13 protein-coding genes are annotated in these 17,093 nt (G+C 71.3%); 8 read left to right on the top strand and 5 right to left on the bottom strand.

Features of this window, described 5'->3' with window-relative positions:
- The first annotated feature begins 105 nt into the window (after window positions 1–105).
- Complete coding sequence (gene groL, locus AQJ58_RS13000; protein ID WP_067249096.1) at window positions 106–1,731, top strand: chaperonin GroEL; 1,626 nt, start codon at window positions 106–108, stop codon at window positions 1,729–1,731.
- A 97-nt stretch (window positions 1,732–1,828) separates the two neighbouring features.
- Here the strand turns inward: groL and AQJ58_RS12995 are convergent, their stop codons facing one another.
- The 3 genes from AQJ58_RS12995 to AQJ58_RS12985 all read right to left on the bottom strand — a co-directional run bounded on the left by AQJ58_RS12995 (window position 1,829) and on the right by AQJ58_RS12985 (window position 4,166).
- Complete coding sequence (locus AQJ58_RS12995) at window positions 1,829–2,536, bottom strand: ester cyclase (protein WP_067249095.1); 708 nt, start codon at window positions 2,534–2,536, stop codon at window positions 1,829–1,831.
- Window positions 2,537–2,626: 90 nt separating this feature from the next.
- The gene (locus tag AQJ58_RS12990; RefSeq protein ID WP_067249093.1) at window positions 2,627–3,400 is read right to left on the bottom strand and encodes an SDR family NAD(P)-dependent oxidoreductase; all 774 of its coding nucleotides are present in this window, start codon (window positions 3,398–3,400) and stop codon (window positions 2,627–2,629) included.
- A 97-nt stretch (window positions 3,401–3,497) separates the two neighbouring features.
- Window positions 3,498–4,166 carry an MOSC domain-containing protein gene (locus AQJ58_RS12985; protein WP_067249090.1) on the bottom strand — a complete coding sequence of 223 codons (669 nt, stop codon included), beginning with the start codon at window positions 4,164–4,166 and terminating at the stop codon, window positions 3,498–3,500.
- A gap of 81 nt (window positions 4,167–4,247) precedes the next feature.
- Between AQJ58_RS12985 and AQJ58_RS12980 the strand changes: the two genes are divergently transcribed.
- Complete coding sequence (locus AQJ58_RS12980) at window positions 4,248–5,222, top strand: LysR family transcriptional regulator (RefSeq protein ID WP_067249087.1); 975 nt, start codon at window positions 4,248–4,250, stop codon at window positions 5,220–5,222.
- 83 nt (window positions 5,223–5,305) lie between these two features.
- Here AQJ58_RS12980 and AQJ58_RS12975 read toward each other — a convergent pair whose 3' ends face one another.
- Window positions 5,306–5,635, bottom strand: coding sequence for a WhiB family transcriptional regulator (locus AQJ58_RS12975; RefSeq protein ID WP_055638477.1), 330 nt, complete (start codon window positions 5,633–5,635; stop codon window positions 5,306–5,308).
- Window positions 5,636–6,014: 379 nt separating this feature from the next.
- Here AQJ58_RS12975 and AQJ58_RS12970 point away from each other — a divergent pair, with 379 nt between their 5' ends.
- The 4 genes from AQJ58_RS12970 to AQJ58_RS12955 all read left to right on the top strand — a co-directional run bounded on the left by AQJ58_RS12970 (window position 6,015) and on the right by AQJ58_RS12955 (window position 10,777).
- Window positions 6,015–6,626: a response regulator transcription factor gene (locus AQJ58_RS12970; RefSeq protein ID WP_003948568.1), complete on the top strand. Its 612-nt coding sequence runs from the start codon at window positions 6,015–6,017 to the stop codon at window positions 6,624–6,626.
- A 678-nt stretch (window positions 6,627–7,304) separates the two neighbouring features.
- Window positions 7,305–7,892: a sigma-70 family RNA polymerase sigma factor gene (locus AQJ58_RS12965; protein ID WP_067249722.1), complete on the top strand. Its 588-nt coding sequence runs from the start codon at window positions 7,305–7,307 to the stop codon at window positions 7,890–7,892.
- Between the two features lie 154 nt (window positions 7,893–8,046).
- Complete coding sequence (gene guaB / locus AQJ58_RS12960; protein ID WP_067249086.1) at window positions 8,047–9,549, top strand: IMP dehydrogenase; 1,503 nt, start codon at window positions 8,047–8,049, stop codon at window positions 9,547–9,549.
- A gap of 103 nt (window positions 9,550–9,652) precedes the next feature.
- A complete protein-coding gene (locus tag AQJ58_RS12955; protein WP_067249083.1) occupies window positions 9,653–10,777 on the top strand; it encodes a GuaB3 family IMP dehydrogenase-related protein in 1,125 nt (374 codons plus the stop codon).
- Between the two features lie 741 nt (window positions 10,778–11,518).
- Here AQJ58_RS12955 and AQJ58_RS12950 read toward each other — a convergent pair.
- Window positions 11,519–12,727, bottom strand: coding sequence for a nucleotide sugar dehydrogenase (locus AQJ58_RS12950; protein ID WP_067249078.1), 1,209 nt, complete (start codon window positions 12,725–12,727; stop codon window positions 11,519–11,521).
- A gap of 272 nt (window positions 12,728–12,999) precedes the next feature.
- Here AQJ58_RS12950 and AQJ58_RS12945 point away from each other — a divergent pair, with 272 nt between their 5' ends.
- Both AQJ58_RS12945 and AQJ58_RS12940 read left to right on the top strand, forming a co-directional pair.
- A complete protein-coding gene (locus tag AQJ58_RS12945; protein WP_107122030.1) occupies window positions 13,000–14,712 on the top strand; it encodes a glycerol-3-phosphate dehydrogenase/oxidase in 1,713 nt (570 codons plus the stop codon).
- A 207-nt stretch (window positions 14,713–14,919) separates the two neighbouring features.
- Complete coding sequence (locus tag AQJ58_RS12940; protein ID WP_067249070.1) at window positions 14,920–17,034, top strand: serine/threonine-protein kinase; 2,115 nt, start codon at window positions 14,920–14,922, stop codon at window positions 17,032–17,034.
- The last annotated feature ends 59 nt before the right edge of the window (window positions 17,035–17,093 follow it).

Genomic DNA, 17,093 nt, shown 5'->3' with positions numbered 1-17,093 from the left:
GCGCCCCTGGCTCCCGCCACCACACAAGAAGCCGGGCGCCCGGGGCGCAGTGCCTTTTCACCCCACGTTTTCCGCCCACAGATTTCCGAGAGGGCTGCCGCTGTCATGGCGAAGATCCTGAAGTTCGACGAGGACGCCCGTCGCGCCCTCGAGCGCGGCGTCAACAAGCTGGCCGACACGGTCAAGGTGACGATCGGTCCCAAGGGCCGCAACGTCGTCATCGACAAGAAGTTCGGCGCCCCGACCATCACCAACGACGGCGTCACCATCGCCCGCGAGGTGGAGATCGACGACCCGTACGAGAACCTCGGCGCCCAGCTCGTGAAGGAGGTGGCGACCAAGACCAACGACATCGCGGGTGACGGCACCACCACCGCCACCGTGCTGGCCCAGGCGCTCGTCCGCGAGGGCCTGAAGAACGTCGCCGCCGGCGCCTCCCCGGCCGCCCTGAAGAAGGGCATCGACGCCGCGGTCAAGGCCGTCTCCGACGAGCTGCTCGCCTCCGCGCGCCCGATCGACGACAAGGCGGACATCGCCGCCGTCGCCGCGCTGTCCGCCCAGGACCAGCAGGTCGGCGAGCTCATCGCCGAGGCGATGGACAAGGTCGGCAAGGACGGTGTCATCACCGTCGAGGAGTCCAACACCTTCGGCCTGGAGCTGGACTTCACCGAGGGCATGGCCTTCGACAAGGGCTACCTGTCGCCGTACTTCGTGACGGACCAGGAGCGCATGGAGGCGGTCCTCGAGGACCCCTACATCCTCATCAACCAGGGCAAGATCGGCTCCATCGCCGACCTGCTGCCGCTGCTGGAGAAGGTCATCCAGACCAACTCCTCCAAGCCGCTGCTGATCATCGCCGAGGACGTCGAGGGCGAGGCCCTGTCGACCCTGGTCGTGAACAAGATCCGCGGCACCTTCAACGCGGTCGCGGTCAAGGCCCCCGGCTTCGGTGACCGCCGCAAGGCGATGCTCCAGGACATGGCCACCCTCACCGGTGCCACCGTCATCTCCGAGGAGGTCGGCCTCAAGCTCGACCAGGTCGGCGTCGACGTCCTCGGTTCCGCCCGCCGTGTCACCGTCACCAAGGACGACACCACGATCGTCGACGGCGCCGGCGACTCCGCCGACGTGCACGGCCGCGTCGCGCAGATCAAGGCCGAGATCGAGAACACCGACTCCGACTGGGACCGCGAGAAGCTCCAGGAGCGCCTCGCGAAGCTGGCCGGCGGCGTGTGCGTGATCAAGGTCGGCGCCGCCACCGAGGTGGAGCTGAAGGAGAAGAAGCACCGTCTGGAGGACGCCATCTCCGCGACCCGCGCCGCGGTCGAGGAGGGCATCGTCTCCGGTGGTGGCTCCGCGCTGGTCCACGCCGTCAAGGTGCTCGAGGGCAACCTCGACAAGACCGGCGACGAGGCCACCGGTGTCTCCGTGGTCCGCCGCGCCGCCGTCGAGCCGCTGCGCTGGATCGCCGAGAACGCCGGCCTGGAGGGCTACGTCATCACCTCCAAGGTCGCCGAGCTCGACAAGGGCCAGGGCTTCAACGCCGCCACCGGCGAGTACGGCGACCTGGTCAAGGCCGGCGTCATCGACCCGGTCAAGGTCACCCGCTCCGCCCTGGAGAACGCCGCCTCCATCGCCTCCCTCCTGCTGACCACCGAGACCCTGGTCGTCGAGAAGAAGGAAGAGGAAGAGCCGGCCGCCGCGGGCGGCCACCACGGCCACTCCCACTGAGGCACCCCGCGCACCCGCGCGAAGAAGCCCCCCGTTCCGTCGCGGAACGGGGGGCTTCTCCCTTCGCGGGCGATTTCGGTTCGGGTGGGGGCCGGGATCAGCCCCCCAGTTCGTCCAGGGCGCCCAGTTGGGCCATCAGTCCCAGCCGGTCGTACTGCCACCAGGCCTCGGCGATCCTTCCGTCCGCGTCGAAGCGGAAGACGGTCATCCCGGTCATGGTGACCTGCTTGCCGGTGGCCGCGAGGCCCATGAAGTCGCCCTTGTGGGTGCCGCGCCAGGTCCAACGGTTGCACACCCGGTCGTCCTGCGCGATCTGGTCCTCGATCTCGAAGGCGAAGTCGAAGCCCTCGCGCCACATGGAGACCTCGCGCCGCATCGCGTCCATCCCCATGGTGTCCTGCTCGTTCGCCGGGTCGTGGTCGTGGTAGTCCTGGGCGATCAGACCGTCCAGCGGAGGCAGTTCACCCCGCGTGGCGATCGTCTCGAACATCCGGCGCGCGGTCTGCGCGTACAGCTTCTCGTCCCGTACGACGTCCAGATCCGTGAACGTCGGCATCTCGTCGCACAGGGCCACCAGCTCGCGGAAGATCTTGTCGGTCTCCGGTAGATTCGAGTTCCGCATCGCCTCCTCGTACGAGGGGAACTCCACGATCTCGATGAAGTGCGACGCGTCCGAGCGGTCCTTGCCCACCACCGCGTGCGTCGCCGTCCGCTTCCCCCTGGTCTGCTCGACCCATGTGTCCATCAGCCGGTCCATCTCGTCGAACCGACTGGTCCTGCAGTCGATGAGCTGTACGAATGTCATGACGCCGCCTCCGGTCCCCCTGGGTCCGGTCTTCTGACAAGCCCATTTTCCCACCGGAGCGCCGACGTCACCTGCGTACGGGGACTCCGGTCACTGAGGCCCGTACTTCCGCCCGGTCCGGGAGCTGATCCCGCCCAGCAGGGCACGCGGCGTCACCTTCACCAGACCCATCAGCGTCTTGTAGCGCGGGTCGGGGATCGACAGCGACTTCCCGCGCGCCAGATCGTCCAGCGCGGCCGCGACCAGCTTGTCCGCGTCCAGCCACATCCAGCCCGGGACGTTGTCCGTGCCCATCCCGGCCCGCTCGTGGAACTCCGTGCGCACGAGACCCGGACAGAGCGCCATCAGCCGGACGCCGCTGCCCGCCAGATCCTTCGCCGCACCCTGCGTGAACTGCACGACCCACGCCTTCGACGCCCCGTACGTCCCGCGCGGCAGGAACGCCGCCACCGAGGCCACGTTCACCACACCGCCGCGCCCGCGCTCGCGCATCGAGGTCACCGCCGCCGACGTCAGCCGCAGCACGGCCTCGCAGTGCACCTTGAGCATCTTCAGCTCGTCGGCCATCGGTACGTCGAGATAGCGGCCCTTGTTGCCGAAGCCCGCGTTGTTGATCAACAGGTCGACGGGGTTCTTGCGGTCGCCGAGCCGCGAAGCCACCGTCTCGATGCCCGCGTCGGCGGCGAGATCGGCGACCAGCACCTGCGCCTCGACGCCGTGCCGGTCGTGCAACTCGGTCGCCTGCTCGCGCAGCCGCTTGGTGTCCCGGGCGACGAGGACGAGATCATGCCCGTCCGCCGCCAGTCTGCGGGCGAACGCGGCGCCGATGCCCGCGGTCGAACCCGTGATGAGAGCCGTTGTCATGGCAGCAGCGTAGTGACCCGGACTGTGCGGGTCCGTTCCGCGGACACGGTCTGTCCGAACGTGAGGGACCGGTGCGCGCCCCCGTCGTGACCGCCGCTCAGACGCCGTACTTCGCCACGTACTTCCGCGCCTGCTCCAGCGCCTCGGGATGCAGCGCCTCGCCCGCCGCGAGCAGCCGGGGCAGTAGATCGCGACGGGTGGTGACGGCCTGGAACTGCATCCGGGCCGTCACCTCGTGCTCCGGGACGTGCACGATCTCGATCGCGTCCCCCGCGCGGACCTCGCCCGGTTCGATCACCCGCAGATACGCGCCGGTCGCCGCCCTCTCCGTGAACCGTCTGACCCACTTCTCCTCGCCCAGGTGGCCCTGGAAGGTACGGCAGGGGATCCGCCCGGAGGTCACCTCCAGCACCACGTCCGGGCCGATCCGCCAGCGTTCGCCGATCCGCGCCCCGGAGACGTCGAGGCCATGGGTGGTGAGGTTCTCGCCGAACGCGCCGGCCCGCAGCGCCCGCCCCAGCTCGGGCTCCCAGTCGTCGAGGTCCTCGCGCGCGACCGCGTACACCGCCTGGTCGTTCCCGCCGTGGTGGTTCAGGGAGCAGACGTCGTCCCCGGCCAGTCCGCTCCCGGCGACGCCCTTGGGTCCCGGTGCCGAGATCCGCACCGGTCCCTCGACCGGACGCTTGTCGATGCCCGTCAGCTTCTGCGGGTGATCGGTGTAAGGGACGGCGCGTGCCCGGCCCACGTTGACGGAGAGCAGCCTCATGGCCGCCACCGTAGGTCACCGGACCTCAAAGGGTCTACTCATTTTTCGCCTCATCGCCCAAGATTCCCTTATGCTCGAAAGATGATCGAGGCCCGCCATCTCCGCGTCCTGCGCGCCGTCGCCGCCACCGGTTCCTTCTCAGCGGCCGGCCGCGAGCTGGGCTGCACCCAGCCGGCCGTCAGTCAGCAGATGAAGGCGCTGGAAGCCTCCGTGGGCACCCCCCTGCTGATCCGCAGCGGCCGGGAGATGCGCCTGACCCAGGCGGGCGAGGCCCTCGTGCGGCACGCGGCCGGGATCCTCTCCGGCCTCACCGCCGCCGAGGAGGAGGTCGCCGCGATCGCGGGGCTGCGCGCCGGCCGGGTCCGGCTGGTCTCCTTCCCCAGCGGCAGTTCCACGCTGGTCCCCACCGCCCTGGCCGCCCTGCGCGCCGATCACCCCGGCACCCGGGTCTCCCTGGAGGAGGCCGAACCGCCCGAGTCGGTCGACGCGCTGCGGGCCGGCGACTGCGACATCGCCCTCGCGTTCCGCTACGCGCGCGTGCCGGGCGCGGGTCCGGCCGAGGGGGCGGCCGAGGAATGGGACGACCTCGTCGTACGGCCGCTGCTGACGGACCGCCTCGTCGCCCTCGTACCGGAGGGGCACCGGCTGGCGCACACACCGGCCGTCGCCATCGGTGAACTCGCCGCCGAGCCGTGGATCGCGGGGTGCCCGCGCTGCCGGGGCCAGCTGGTGGAGGTGTGCGAGCGGGCGGGCTTCACCCCCCGTATCGACTTCGCGACCGACGACTACCCGGCGGTGGTCGGGCTGGTCGGCGCAGGTCTCGGGGTGGCCGTCCTGCCCCAGCTCGCGATCGAGTCCGTACGGCCCCGGGGAGCGCGCGCGGTCACCCTCGAACCGGCCGTGCGGCGGGAGATCGTCGCGCTCACCCTGCCCGACCTGGCCCAGGTGCCGGCGGTCGCGGCGACGCTGGAGCGGCTGGAAGGGGCGGCCCGGTCCACTCGGGCCCCGCGCGCGTCTCGGGCGACTCAGGAGACTCAGGCGACTCGGGGCATGTAGGAACGGCGGGCACGCGCGCGTGCCCGCCGTCCGGCGTCGGCCTTGCAGAAACGTTCCTTCAGAGTTCCTTCACGTGCGTTCTCTCATGTGTCCGACGACGCGTCCCTCGCGCCCGTCGACGCTGACACCAGGCGGTTGCGCGCCCGGCCCATCAGCTCCTCGCGCTCGTCCTCGGTCAACCCGCCCCACACGCCGTACGGCTCACGTACGGCGAGCGCGTGCGCGGCGCACTGCGCTCGGACCGGGCACCTCATGCAGACCTCCTTGGCCGAGTTCTCTCGAGCGCTCCGAGCCGCCCCGCGCTCACCCTCCGGATGGAAGAAGAGCGAACTGTCCACCCCGCGGCAGGCAGCCAGGAGCTGCCAGTCCCACAGGTCCGCGTTCGGTCCGGGAAGGCGGGAGAAATCTGCCATTGCGTGACCCCTTGTAGCCGTTCTGAGCGGATACGGTGCCCACGACCGTACAACTACGATCTAAGGAGATGAAAATATGACTCATTGCGAATCTAGCCTCAGACACCAGCTAAAGGGAAGAAATAGGGCTGAATGGGGCATGGGTTGTGATGAAAGCTTGAGGGTCAGCGCGGCACCCTCCACCGTGTCCACGCCCTCACGTAGAGTGCCGAAGTCTGCACGCGGCCCCGTAACTCTTTCGAGTGACCATCGTTGAGAGTGCGAGGCGGTTGAAAACACAAACGCTCGGGCAGGCGTCCGAGACGGTCGACCGCACAGGTGACGATTTCCCACCAGCCTGGAGGCACAAGGTGACGCGCATCAGCTGCGGAGGGCGGCCATGACTTCCGTCCTCGTCTGCGACGACTCCCCGCTTGCCCGAGAGGCGCTCCGCCGCGCGGTCGCGACCGTGCCCGGCGTCGAGCGCGTGACGACGGCGGCCAACGGCGAGGAAGTCCTCCGCCGCTGGGGCGCCGACCGCTCGGACCTCATCCTGATGGACGTGCGCATGCCCGGACTGGGCGGCGTCGAGACCGTACGGCGGCTGCTGTCCGCCGACCCCGGTGCGCGCATCATCATGCTCACCGTCGCCGAGGACCTGGACGGCGTGGCCCTCGCGGTCGCCGCCGGGGCCCGCGGCTATCTGCACAAGGACGCCTCCCGCGCGGAGCTGCGGGCGACCGTCACCCAGGCGCTCGCCGACCCGACCTGGCGGCTGGCCCCGCGCCGGCTGCGCTCCGCCGAGATGGGCGCGGCGCCCACGCTCACCGCGCGCGAGATCCAGGTCCTCGAAGGCATGAGCCACGGCCGCTCCAACGCGGAGATCGGCCGCGAGCTGTTCCTCTCCGAGGACACCGTCAAGACCCACGCCCGGCGCCTGTTCAAGAAACTCGGCGCCTCGGACCGCGCCCACGCGGTGGCCCTGGGCTTCCGGTGGGGACTGGTCCGCTAGCGCCGTCCGGCGGTCACGCACTGGGGGCGGGTTGGTCCGGTGCTCTGTGGTGCGGGCCGTCTCGGGTTTCCGTGGTGCGGGCCGGTGCGGTGTCCCGCCTTACGGGCCCCGTGTGCGCGGCCGCGGGCGGGTCGCGCTTGCCCGCGGGGCCGGCGCCCTCCCGCGCGCGGCTGCCCTTCGGCCGTGTCGTCGTCCGCGCGGGGGCACCCCGGCGTTTCCCCGCCCCTCGCTCCTTCACCGAAACCCATCGGTCGCTGCCGCTGCCGTGCCGGCAGCGCGTCGCCGGGAAGTCGGGGTCGCCCGCACCGAAACCGGGCACCCGCCCCGAACCAGCCGGTGGGCCGTTCGGTGGATGTCGTCGTCCCGGCGGGTGGTGTGCGGTCGGTGTCCGGTCGGTCGGAAGGAGGGGAGGCATGAGGGAACCTCCCTGTTCAGACGGGGTCGGGACACCCGTCTCCGGGGCGGCGGGCGAGGCTCGCGCCGGGCTCCGCCGGGTGCCCGCTGCTCGTTTCGCCGCCGATGCCGCATCCTTGAGATGTGGAGTCTCTCGGGGACGAGTCGGTCGAGCGGAAGGGGAGGGCGCAGGGGATGAGTTCCGGCGCACCTGCTCATAACGCTTCGGTGCACAACGACGAGCACGGTGCCGCGGACCCGTCGGCCGCGGTGCACCATGGACCGATGCGCGACGACGAGGCGGTCACTGCCGTGGGGACGATCGGTTCGCTCGTGCATCGCGCCGTCGACGGCGACGAGCAGGCCACGCACGACCTTCTCGCCCACGTCCACCCCCTCGCCCTGCGGTACTGCCGCACCCGGCTCTCCCGGCTCCCCGGCGACGCGCGCCACTTCGTCGAGGACCTCGCCCAGGAGGTCTGCGTCGCGGTCCTGCTCGCCCTGCCCCGCTACCGCGACACCGGCAGGCCCTTCGAGGCGTTCGTGTTCGCGATCGCCTCGCACAAGGTCGCCGACCTGCAGCGGGCCGCCATGCGGCACCCCGGCTCCACCGCGGTCCCCTCCGACGAGATGCCGGAACGCCCCGACGACTCCCTCGGCCCGGAGGAGCGCGCCCTGCTCAGCAGCGACGCCGAATGGGCCAAGAAACTCCTGGCCAACCTGCCCGAGAACCAGCGGGAGCTGCTCCTGCTGCGGATCGCGGTGGGCCTCACCGCCGAGGAGACCGGTCAGATGTTGGGAATGTCACCCGGAGCGGTCCGGGTGGCCCAGCACCGGGCGCTGAGCCGGCTGCGGGCTCTCGCCGAACAGTAGAAAACACGCATAGTCGGCGCCGTATGAACGGGCGCGCCGGGATTTCCGTACGAACATACGAAGCCCGGAGCGGCGTCCCACCGTGGAATTCGGGAGGTTCACTTCCCGTTAGCATGGACATCCGCACCGATCAAGGCCATTTGGGGAAGGTGTCATGACTGCCAACGTCGACGGAGTGCCCGCCAAATTCGCGACCCTGGGGCTGACCTACGACGACGTGCTGCTGCTGCCGGGAGCGTCCGAGGTGCTCCCCAACGCGGTCGACACCTCGTCCCGAATCTCCCGCAACGTCCGGGTCAACATCCCGCTGCTGTCCGCGGCCATGGACAAGGTGACCGAGTCCCGCATGGCGATCGCGATGGCCCGCCTCGGCGGCGTCGGCGTCCTCCACCGCAACCTGTCCGTCGAGGACCAGGTCAACCAGGTCGACCTGGTCAAGCGGTCCGAGTCCGGCATGGTCACCGACCCGATCACCGTCCACCCGGAGGCCACGCTCGCCGAGGCGGACGCGCTCTGCGCCAAGTTCCGCATCAGCGGTGTCCCGGTCACCGACCCGGCGGGCCGGCTGCTCGGCATCGTGACCAACCGCGACATGGCCTTCGAGAGCGACCGCACTCGTGAGGTCCGCGAGGTCATGACGCCGATGCCGCTGGTCACGGGCAAGGTCGGCATCACGGGTGTCGAGGCCATGGACCTGCTGCGCAAGCACAAGATCGAGAAGCTTCCGCTCGTCGACGACCAGGGCCTTCTCAAGGGTCTGATCACGGTCAAGGACTTCGTCAAGGCCGAGAAGTACCCGAACGCGGCGAAGGACTCCGAGGGCCGGCTGATCGTCGGTGCCGCCGTCGGCGCCAGCCCCGAGGCGCTGGAGCGGGCCCAGGCCCTGGCCGGGGCCGGCGTGGACTTCCTGGTCGTCGACACCTCGCACGGTCACAACAGCAACGCCCTCAGCTGGATGGCGAAGATCAAGTCCAGCGTGAACGTCGACGTGATCGGCGGCAACGTCGCCACCCGCGACGGCGCGCAGGCCCTCATCGACGCCGGTGTCGACGGCATCAAGGTGGGCATCGGCCCCGGTTCGATCTGCACCACGCGCGTGGTGGCCGGTATCGGCGTCCCGCAGGTCACCGCGATCTACGAGGCCTCCCTCGCGGCCCGTCCCGCCGGTGTCCCGCTGATCGGCGACGGCGGTCTGCAGTACTCCGGCGACATCGGCAAGGCGCTCGCCGCCGGCGCCGACACGGTGATGCTGGGCAGCCTCCTCGCCGGCTGCGAGGAGTCCCCGGGCGAGCTGCTGTTCATCAACGGCAAGCAGTTCAAGTCGTACCGCGGCATGGGCTCGCTGGGCGCCATGCAGTCCCGCGGCCAGGGCCGGTCGTACTCCAAGGACCGCTACTTCCAGGCCGAGGTCGCCTCCGACGACAAGCTCGTGCCCGAGGGCATCGAGGGCCAGGTGCCCTACCGCGGTCCGCTCGCCAACGTGCTGCACCAGCTCGTCGGCGGTCTGCGCCAGACCATGGGCTACGTCGGCGCCGCCACCATCGAGGAGATGGAGACGAAGGGCCGCTTCGTGCGGATCACGTCGGCGGGGCTGAAGGAGTCGCACCCGCACGACATCCAGATGACGGTCGAGGCGCCGAACTACAGCCGCAAGTAGGCGGCAGGCCTTCCAGGGCGGTCCCGGGCGCACCGGGGCCGCCCTTGTCGTGCCCGTCGGCGATACTGGAAGACGCTGAACGCATCAGGGAAAGGCCACAGACGTGACTGAGATCGAGATCGGGCGCGGCAAGCGCGGCCGCCGGGCGTACGCCTTCGACGACATCGCCGTCGTCCCCAGCCGCCGTACGCGGGACCCGAAGGAGGTCTCGATCGCCTGGCAGATCGACGCCTACCGCTTCGAGCTGCCCTTCCTGGCCGCCCCCATGGACTCGGTCGTCTCCCCGGCCACCGCGATCCGCATCGGCGAGCTCGGCGGCCTCGGTGTCCTCAACCTCGAAGGCCTGTGGACCCGGTACGAGGACCCGCAGCCGCTCCTCGACGAGATCGTCGACCTCGACGCGGACACGGCGACCCGGCGCCTCCAGGAGATCTACTCCGCCCCCATCAAGGAGGAGCTGATCGGCGCGCGCATCAAGGAGGTGCGCGACTCCGGTGTGGTCACGGCGGCCGCGCTCTCCCCGCAGCGCACGGCCCAGTTCTCCAAGGCCGTCGTCGACGCGGGCGTGGACATCTTCGTCATCCGCGGTACGACGGTCTCGGCGGAGCACGTCTCCGGTTCGCACGAGCCGCTGAACCTGAAGCAGTTCATCTACGAACTCGACGTCCCGGTGATCGTCGGCGGCTGCGCCACCTACACGGCGGCCCTGCACCTGATGCGCACCGGCGCGGCGGGCGTCCTGGTCGGCTTCGGCGGCGGCGCCGCGCACACCACCCGTAACGTCCTGGGCATCCAGGTCCCGATGGCGACCGCGGTGGCCGATGTCGCGGCCGCCCGGCGCGACTACATGGACGAGTCCGGCGGCCGGTACGTGCACGTCATCGCGGACGGCGGGGTCGGCTGGTCCGGCGACCTGCCCAAGGCGATCGCCTGCGGTGCCGACTCGGTGATGATGGGCTCCCCGCTGGCCCGTGCGACCGACGCGCCGGGCAAGGGTCACCACTGGGGCATGGAGGCCGTCAACGACGAGCTGCCGCGCGGCAAGAAGGTCGACCTCGGCACGGTCGGCACGATCGAGGAGGTCCTCACGGGCCCGTCGCACACCCCCGACGGCTCGATGAACCTCTTCGGCGCCCTGCGCCGCGCGATGGCCACCACCGGCTACAGCGAGCTGAAGGAGTTCCAGCGCGTCGAGGTGACGGTGGCGGACTCGCAGCACCGCCGCTGACACCCGGCGCCCCGAAGGGGCCGGTCACCCACAACGGGCGACCGGCCCCTTTCGCATGCCCGGGGACATGAGGGCGTGTGGGATGGGGAGGGGGCGCGTGGTTGCGTTCAGGGTGGATCTGGGCTGGTCAGGGGGTCGCAGGCGATAGCGTCCGTCTCGGCGCCCCAGTTGTGTGGGGTTGCCCCCTTCCAAGGACATCGTTCCGGACCCCGGCCCTCGGGGCCCGGCCCGAGTTCCGACGGACCGTCCCACCGGGTCACTGGGCGGCATCGTGGAAGGGGGCGCCCGTGGGACGCCACCGCAAGCCCACCCGCTGGGACCGGATCCGTCTTCGGATGGTCCAGTTCAAGAGGAGGTGGATCTTGCGCCTTTTCGGATGGTGAGCGGCCGCCCCCAAACACTCTAGGGGCGGACACTCCGTGATCCATCCTGGAGCCTGCCGCAGGGACCACTGCGGTGGGCTCCACCCTTTTCGGATGGTGAGCGGCCGCCCCCACACACACTAGGGGCGGACACTCCGTGATCCATCCAGGAGCCTGCCGCAGTGCCTGCTGCGGTGGGCTCCATCCTTTTCGGATGGTGAGCGGCCGCCCCCACACCAACTAGGGGCGGACACTCCGTGATCCATCCAGGAGCCTGACGCAGTGGCCACTGCGGTGGGCTCCACCTGCTCCTACCGTACTGGCGCCGGACCCCGCATGCCACCATCCCGGGAGTCCACCGGCCCCCCACGCGCCCCCTTCACAACCGGTGCGCCGCCCCCGTGGGCGTGGCTCCCCGTGTGTCCAGCAGCAGCTGGGCCTTCACCGAGAGGCCCTGGAGGTCGTACGTGCGGTGGTGCTGGAGGAGGATCGTGAGGTCGGCGTCGGCGGCGGACTCGTAGAAGGAGTCGGCGCGGGGGACCGGGCGGTCCAGGACGCTCCAGGCGGGGACGTGCGGGTCGTGGTAGCTGACGGCGGCGCCGAGTTCCATCAGGCGGATGGCGATCTCGTGGGCGGGGGTGCCGGTCAGGTCGGCGAGGTCGGGCTTGTAGGTGACGCCGAGGAGGAGGACGCGGGCGCCCCGGGCCGACTTCCCGTGCTCGTTGAGCAGGGCGGCGGCGCGCTGGACGACGTACCGCGGCATCCGGCTGTTGACCTGCTGGGCCAGTTCGACCATGCGCAGGGGGCTGCCCGGGAGGCCCGCGCGGTCCAGCGGGACCGCGTGGCCGCCGACGCCGGGGCCGGGGCGGAAGGCCTGGAAGCCGAAGGGCTTGGTCTCGGCGCAGCGGACGACGTCCCACAGATCGACGCCGAGGTCGTGGCAGAGGACGGCCATCTCGTTGACGAGGGCCATGTTGACGTGCCGGAAGTTGGTCTCCAGGAGGTGGACCGTCTCGGCCTCCCGGACGCCACGCGCGCGTACCACCTTGTCCGTGAGGCGGCCGTAGAAGGCCGCGGCGGACTCGGTGCAGGCGGGGGTGAGGCCGCCGATGACCTTCGGGGTGTTCGCGGGGGTGAAGGCGCGGCTGCCCGGGTCGACCCGGCTGGGGGAGTAGGCGAGGTGGAAGTCGCGGCCCGCGCGCAGGCCGGACGTCTCTTCGAGGAGTGGGCGCAGGAAGTCCTCCGTCGTCCCCGGGTGGACCGGTGACTCCAGGATGACGGTGGTGTGCGGGCGCAACCGGGCGCCGAGGGCGCGGGCGGCGGCCTCCACCTGCCCCAGGTCGAGGCCGCCGGCCGCGTCGCGCGGGGTGGGCGCGCAGATGACGGCCGTGCGCACCCGGCTCAGCCCGGCCGGGTCGGTGGCGGTCCGGAAGCCCCCCGAGAGCATCCGGCGCAGCTCGGCGGCGCTGAGGGGGCCCGTCTCGGGTCCGGTCCGGTAGCCGAGGGTGGCGATGCCGGCGGCCACCGCGGCCTGGGCCAGGGGCAGGCCGAGCGGGCCGAGTCCGATGACGGCGAGATCTGCGGGCATGGCGTGGGCCGTCCTTCCCAGTAACCGAAGCGGGACAGGTGCGCAAGCCCTGTGGACAGGATGGGCGAGCGCAATGTCAGACTAGGAGTAAATATGACCGTTATGCGGGATTGATCGACTGTGTTCCGTGAGAGTTGTCCACAGGCTGGGGGTGAGTGGTGGCTGAAGTCGGGCAAGACGGTCAGAATTTTGGGCAGGGGGACACGCAGGGGGACACCGAGCGGGCCTCGCCCTGAAGGTGCGGCCGGCGCGACGGACAGCGGGAGGCAGCGGTGAGGACAGCGACACTGGGGCCGGCACAGCGAGCCGAGTCACTGGCGGGCATGGCCGAGCGTGAGCTGGACGTGCTGGTCGTGGGAGGCGGAGTGGTCGGCGCGGGTACCGCCCTCGACGCCGTGACCCGGGGCCTGTCCACGGGCCTCGTCGAAGCGCGTGACTGGGCGTCGGGCACGTCCAGCAGGTCCAGCAAACTGATCCATGGCGGACTGCGCTATCTGGAGATGCTCGACTTCGCCCTCGTCCGCGAGGCCCTGAAGGAACGCGGACTGCTGCTGGAGCGGCTCGCACCGCACCTGGTCAAGCCCGTCCCGTTCCTCTATCCGCTCCAGCACAAGGGCTGGGAGCGGTGGTACGCCGGCTCGGGCGTCGCGCTCTACGACGCGATGTCCATGGCCCGCGGCCACGGCCGGGGCCTGCCCATGCACCGCCATCTGAGCCGCCGTCACGCCCTGCGCGTCGCCCCCGCCCTGCGCAAGGACGCGCTGGTCGGCGCCCTTCAGTACTACGACGCCCAGATGGACGATGCCCGCTTCGTCGCCACCCTGGTGCGCACCGCGGTCTCCTACGGGGCGAAGGCCGCCAACCGGGCCCGGGTGACGGCCTTCGTGCGCGAGGGCGAACGGGTCGTCGGCGCCCGGGTGACGGACGTGGAGGGCGGCGGTGAGGGTGAGTACGAGATCCGCGCCCGGCAGGTCGTCAACGCCACCGGGGTGTGGACCGACGACACCCAGGCGATGGTCGGCGAGCGCGGCCAGTTCCACGTCCGCGCCTCCAAGGGCATCCACCTCGTCGTGCCCCGGGACCGCATCAGCTCCTCCACCGGCCTCATCCTGCGCACCGAGAAGTCCGTGCTGTTCGTCATCCCCTGGGGCCGGCACTGGATCGTCGGCACCACCGACACCGACTGGGACCTCGACAAGGCCCACCCCGCCGCCTCCACCGCGGACATCGACTACCTGCTGGAGCACGTCAACTCCGTCCTCAGGGTGCCGCTGACCCGCGACGACGTCGAGGGCGTCTACGCCGGCCTCAGGCCGCTGCTGGCCGGCGAGTCGGACGCCACCAGCAAGCTGTCGCGCGAACACACCGTCGCCCACCCCGCGCCCGGACTGGTCGTCGTGGCCGGCGGCAAGTACACGACGTACCGGGTGATGGCCAAGGACGCCGTCGACGAGGCCGTGCACGGGCTCGACATGCGGGTCGCCGACTGCGTCACCGAGGACGTGCCGCTGCTCGGCGCCGAGGGCTACCGGGCCCTGTGGAACGCGCGAGCGCGCATCGCCGCCCGCAGCGGGCTGCACGTGGTGCGGGTGGAGCACCTCCTCAACCGCTACGGGGCGACGGCCGAGGAGGTGCTCGACCTCATCGCCTCCGACCCCTCCCTCGGCGAGCCGCTCCAGGCCGCCGACGACTATCTGCGCGCCGAGATCGTCTACGCCGCCTCGCACGAGGGGGCCCGGCACCTGGACGACGTCCTGACCCGGCGCACCCGCATCTCCATCGAGACCTTCGACCGCGGCACGCGCAGCGCCCGCGAGGCGGCCGAGTTGATGGCGCCCGTGCTCGGCTGGGACAAGGACCAGATCGAGCGCGAGGTCGAGCACTACGAGAAGCGGGTGGAGGCGGAGCGCGAGTCGCAGCTCCAGCCCGACGACCAGACGGCGGACGCGGCCCGGCTCGGGGCACCGGACATCGTGCCGCTCTGACCGTCGAACTCCGCTCGACACAAGGCCTGTTCACGCCGCAAGCAGGCCTTGCGCCCCGGTGTCACCTGGGCGTTGGCCGGACTGCGCCGCACCTTCTGGCCGGAATGCTCCCCACCCCCGGGGGCGCGAGGGGCCCCCTGGGCGTCGGGCACTTGTCGGGTGAGGGACAATGGAGGCTCTTTCAGGGCGGGTTGCATGAGGGGACGCATGTCGGAGGCGGAGCGGGCGGGAGCATCCCGTCAGGACAAGAGCGCACGTCTCCTCGCCGGTCGGTACCGGCTGGGAGGCGTACTCGGCCGCGGCGGCATGGGGACGGTGTGGCGCGCCGAGGACGAGACCCTCGGCCGGACGGTCGCCGTCAAGGAGCTGCGGTTCCCGGGGAACATCGACGAGGACGAGAAGCGCCGGCTGATCACCCGGACCCTGCGCGAGGCCAAGGCCATCGCCCGGATCCGCAACAACAGCGCGGTGACGGTCTTCGACGTCGTCGAGGAGGACGACCGGCCGTGGATCGTGATGGAACTCGTCGAGGGCAAGTCGCTCGCCGAGGTCATCCGTGAGGACGGCGTGCTGGAACCGAGGCGCGCCGCCGAGGTCGGCCTCGCGATCCTCGACGTGCTGCGCTCGGCGCACCGCGAGGGCATCCTCCACCGCGACGTGAAGCCGTCCAACGTGCTGATCGCCGAGGACGGCCGGGTCGTGCTCACCGACTTCGGCATCGCCCAGGTCGAGGGCGACCCGTCCATCACCTCCACCGGCATGCTCGTCGGCGCCCCCTCCTACATCTCCCCGGAGCGCGCCCGCGGCCACAAGCCCGGCCCCGCCGCCGACCTGTGGTCGCTCGGCGGTCTGCTCTACGCCTCGGTCGAGGGCACCCCGCCGTACGACAAGGGCTCCGCCATCGCGACCCTCACCGCGGTGATGACCGAGCCCCTGGAGGAGCCGAAGAACGCCGGTCCCCTCAGGGACGTCATCTACGGGCTGCTCACCAAGGACCCCCAGCGGCGGCTCGACGACGCCGGTGCGCGGGCGATGCTCAACGACGTGATCCACGCGCCCGACCCCAAGGAGACCGCGGCCGCCGAGGCCACCAGGCTCGTGCCGATCCCGGTCCAGCCGGACGCCCCCGAGAACAGGGCGAGTTCGGCCGGGGAGGCGGGCGAGAAGCTGCGCGGCGCGCTGCGCTCCGTCCGCAAGAAGGCCGCCGTCGCCGCGGGAGCGGCCTCCACCGCGGCCGCCTCCCGCGTCAAGTCCGCCGGGACCACGGCCGCTTCGGGTGCCGGGGAGGCCCCCACCGCGTCCGCCACCACGGTGTCCCCTTCCGTGGGCGCGGACCAGCCCCGGCACACCGGCGCCGCGACCGCCACCGCGCCCACCGCCAGGACGGCCACGGCCCCGGCCGCCGCCTCCGCGACGGCCGGCTCCGCACCCACCGCGGTGACGCCCGCCGTGCCGCCCACCGGCGCCTCCGGCTCCGCCGGGAGGACCGGGACGAACGGGGCTGCGGGCGGCCGGAGTTCGGGCTGGCCCGTGATGACCCCGCCGGACCTGCCGCCGCGCCCCGTACCCAAGGCGCCGCTGACCGACGTGGTGCCGAAGCGCACGCTGGTGATCATCGCCGTGGTGGTGGTGCTCGCGGTGCTCGGCACCGTGCTGGCCCTCACCCTCGGCGGCGGTGACGACGACAGCGCGAGCGGCTCCGGGAAGAGCGGCGGCAGCACCGTGGCGACCGGTGGCGCCGCCGCGAGCGCCGAGACCAAGGGGGACGACAGCGACGGCAGCCGCACGGACGGGTCCCCCTCCCGGTCCGGCTCGGCCGCCTCCGGCTCGACGCCCGGCAACACCACGGCCGCCGGCGGCTCCGGCTCCGACGTGTCCGCCACCGACGACAGCCGGGCGGCGACGACGCACGAGGGGACCCGCTACTCCATCGGGCTGCCCGCCGGCTGGAAGTTCCAGACGTCGAGCTCCGCAGGCGACCGGTTCACCGGCCCCGACGGACAGCGGCTGCTGGTCGCCTGGACGACCACGCCCAAGGACGACCCGGTCGCCGACTGGAAGAGCCAGGAGCGCTACATGACGCGCTCGCAGTACCGCAAGATCCGCATACAGGCCGTCGACTACCGCGGCTGGAACACGGCCGACTGGGAGTTCACGTATGCGGAGAGCGGCACGGCATACCGGGTGGTCGACCGCGGGTTCGTCGTCAGCGACAGCCAGGGCTACGCGCTGATGTACACGGCGAAGGCCGCCACATGGTCCACCGAGCTGCGCACGAGCACCTGGCAGACCCTCACGGACACCTTCACGCCCAAGAAGTAGCGGTCCGGATCGGGCATCCCCTCTCGGAGAGTTGCCTCCGGCACGTATCGTGAAGGGCT

The organism is Streptomyces sp. DSM 15324 (assembly GCF_001514285.1).
In the GTDB taxonomy this organism is placed as follows: Bacteria; Actinomycetota; Actinomycetes; order Streptomycetales; family Streptomycetaceae; genus Streptomyces.
Note: the sequence above shows the minus strand (reverse complement) of the source record. Positions and strands in the feature narration are given on the sequence as shown.